The 2841-nt window shown below is 72.4% G+C and carries 2 protein-coding genes; both read left to right on the top strand.

The window, feature by feature from the left end; translation table 11 throughout:
* The first annotated feature begins 492 nt into the window (after positions 1 to 492).
* Positions 493 to 942, top strand: coding sequence for a PTS glucose transporter subunit IIA (locus tag ACFVUY_RS39475; protein ID WP_387694458.1), 450 nt, complete (start codon positions 493 to 495; stop codon positions 940 to 942).
* Positions 943 to 1038: 96 nt separating this feature from the next.
* Complete coding sequence (gene ptsP, locus ACFVUY_RS39470; protein WP_359911154.1) at positions 1039 to 2709, top strand: phosphoenolpyruvate--protein phosphotransferase; 1671 nt, start codon at positions 1039 to 1041, stop codon at positions 2707 to 2709.
* Positions 2710 to 2841 lie beyond the last annotated feature (132 nt).

Genomic DNA, 2841 nt, shown 5'->3' with positions numbered 1-2841 from the left:
TTTGGCACGCTGTTGAGTTCTCAAGGAACGGACGCTTCCTTCGGACCGCCTTCCAGCGGACCCTCCGGGCTTCGTTCTTTCGTGTTTCCAGCTTACCAGACGTTTTCCGCTCCGTTTACCGGGGCTTTTCGCATCTGAAATCTGGTGTTAACCGCCAAGTTGTGGCGACTCGACCAACCATAGCGGGTCGGCAGTCGGAGCGCGAATCGGGCGCACCGGGAGTCCCCCGGACGGCGGCATGATTTGTTGCTCTCGCGAGCATATACAGCAATGGTCCCGATTCGCCAAGATGCCTGTAGAGTGCGGCGCATCGGAGCCAAGAGGACTAGACCACTCGCGGGTCGGCGAGTCGCCGGCCGGCTGGGCGGGCAGGGCGGGTCTTCGCCCGGGAATGTCAGCAGATGTCCAAAGTTGACATGATTTAGGCTTCGGTTGATCGTCGTGCCGCTCCTCGCGGCCGCACGCTGTACCGCGTATTTGGGAGGCACAACCATGACCACTGTGACGTCGCCGCTGACTGGCAAGATCGTGGGGCTCGCGGGCGTGCCCGACCCGGTGTTCTCGGGTGCGATGGTCGGCCCGGGCACCGCGATCGACCCCGTTCGCGAGCAGACCACGGCGGTCGCTCCGGTGGACGGTGTCGTCGTCTCCATGCACCCGCACGCGTTCGTCGTCGTGGACGCCGAGGGCCACGGTGTGCTGACCCACCTCGGGATCGACACCGTTCAGCTGAACGGCGAGGGCTTCGAGCTGCTCGTCAACAAGGGCGACACGGTGACCCGGGGTCAGGCCGTCATCAAGTGGGACCCGGCCGCCGTCGAAGCCGCGGGCAAGTCGCCGATCTCGCCGATCGTGGCGCTGGAGGCCACCGTGGACTCGCTGGGCGGCCTGCGGGAGGACGGCGACGCCAAGGCCGGCGAGCAGCTGTTCAACTGGAGCTGACCTCTTCCTTCCGACCCGCCCCGGACGAGATGACGGGGCGGCCCCCACACACAGCGGTTCCCGGCGGGGCCGCTCATCTCAGCGGAGACAGGTGACATGGAGAAGACGCTGCGCGGCGTAGGCGTGAGCCACGGGGTCGCGATCGGCCAGGTGCGGCACATGGGGACGGCGGTGCTCGAGCCCCCGGCCACCCAGATCCCGACCGAGGACGCCCCCCGTGAGCAGGCTCGCGCCCAGGCCGCCGTCGAGGCGGTCGCCGCCGACCTCATCGCGCGCGGCAACCTCGCGGGCGGCGAGGCCCAGGCCGTGCTGGAGGCCCAGGCGCTGATGGCGCAGGACCCGGAGCTGATGGCCGACGTGTCCCGCCGGATCGCCGTCGGCAGCAGTGCCGAGCGCGGCATCTACGACGCGTTCGCGGCCTACCGGGCGCTGCTCGCCTCCGCCGGGGAGTACCTGGCCGGGCGAGTCGCCGACCTGGACGACGTGCGCAACCGGATCGTGGCCCGGCTGCTCGGCGTGCCGATGCCGGGCGTGCCGGACAGTGACGAGCCGTACGTGCTGTTCGCGCGGGACCTGGCGCCGGCCGACACCGCGCTGCTGGACCCGACGCTGGTGCTCGGCTTCGTGACCGAGGAGGGCGGGCCGACCAGCCACAGCGCCATCCTGGCCCGGGCGATGGGCGTGCCGGCCGTCGTGGCGCTGCCGGGTGCGATCGAGGTCGCCGAGGGCACCGTCGTCGCGGTGGACGGCAGCTCCGGCGACGTACTGCTGGAGCCGTCCCAGGAGAAGCAGGACGAGCTGCGGGCGGCCGCCGCCGAGCGCAGGGCCGCGCTGGCCGCCTCCTCCGGCCCGGGGCAGACCTCGGACGGGCACCGGGTGCCGCTGCTGGCCAACGTGGGCGGACCGGCCGACGTGCCGGCCGCGCTGGAGAACGGCGCCGAGGGCGTCGGCCTGTTCCGCACCGAGTTCCTGTTCCTGGACGACTCGGCGAAGGCGCCCGGCGCGGAGAAGCAGGTCGAGGCGTACCGCAAGGTGCTGGAGGCCTTCCCCGAGGGCCGGGTCGTGGTCCGGGTGCTGGACGCCGGTGCCGACAAGCCGCTGGACTTCCTGACCCCGGCCGACGAGCCCAACCCGGCTCTGGGCGTGCGCGGTCTGCGCACCCTGCTCGAACACCCCGAGGTGCTGCGGACCCAGCTGGAGTCGCTGGCCAAGGCGGCCGAGGGCCTGCCGGTGCACCTTGAGGTGATGGCCCCGATGGTGGCCGACCGCAAGGACGCCAAGGACTTCGCGACCGCCTGCCGTGAGGCCGGGCTGGACGCCAAGTTCGGCGCGATGGTGGAGATCCCGTCGGCCGCGCTGCGCGCCAGGGCGATCCTCCAGGAGGTCGAGTTCCTGTCGCTGGGGACCAACGACCTCGCGCAGTACACCTTCGCGGCCGACCGCCAGGTCGGTGCGCTGGCCCGGCTCCAGGACCCGTGGCAGCCGGCCCTGCTGGACCTGGTCGCCGCGGCGGCCGACGCCGCGCGGGCGGCCGGCAAGAGCTGCGGCGTCTGCGGCGAGGCGGCCTCCGACCCGCTGCTGGCCGTGGTGCTGACCGGTCTGGGCGTCACCAGCCTGTCGATGGGCGCGGCCTCGATCCCCTACGTGCGGACCACGCTCGCCAAGTACACGCTGGCGCAGTGCCGCCGGGCGGCCGAGGCGGCCCGGGCCGCGGACAGCGCCGAGGAGGCGCGGGCCGCCGCGCAGCAGGTGCTCTCCGGCGAGTAGCCGGGAGCGGCGCAAGCGGGAACAGCGAGAGGGGCGCCCCCCCCCCGGATGGGGGGGGCGCCCCACACGGACGTCCCCGGGGCGGTCAGGCCCGGGGGGGGGGGCGGAGCGGGTGGAAGAAGGGCCGGGTCT

The sequence above is a fragment of the Kitasatospora sp. NPDC058063 genome (genome assembly GCF_042885395.1).
Lineage (GTDB): Bacteria > Actinomycetota > Actinomycetes > Streptomycetales > Streptomycetaceae > Kitasatospora > Kitasatospora lactacystinica.
Note: the sequence above shows the minus strand (reverse complement) of the source record. Positions and strands in the feature narration are given on the sequence as shown.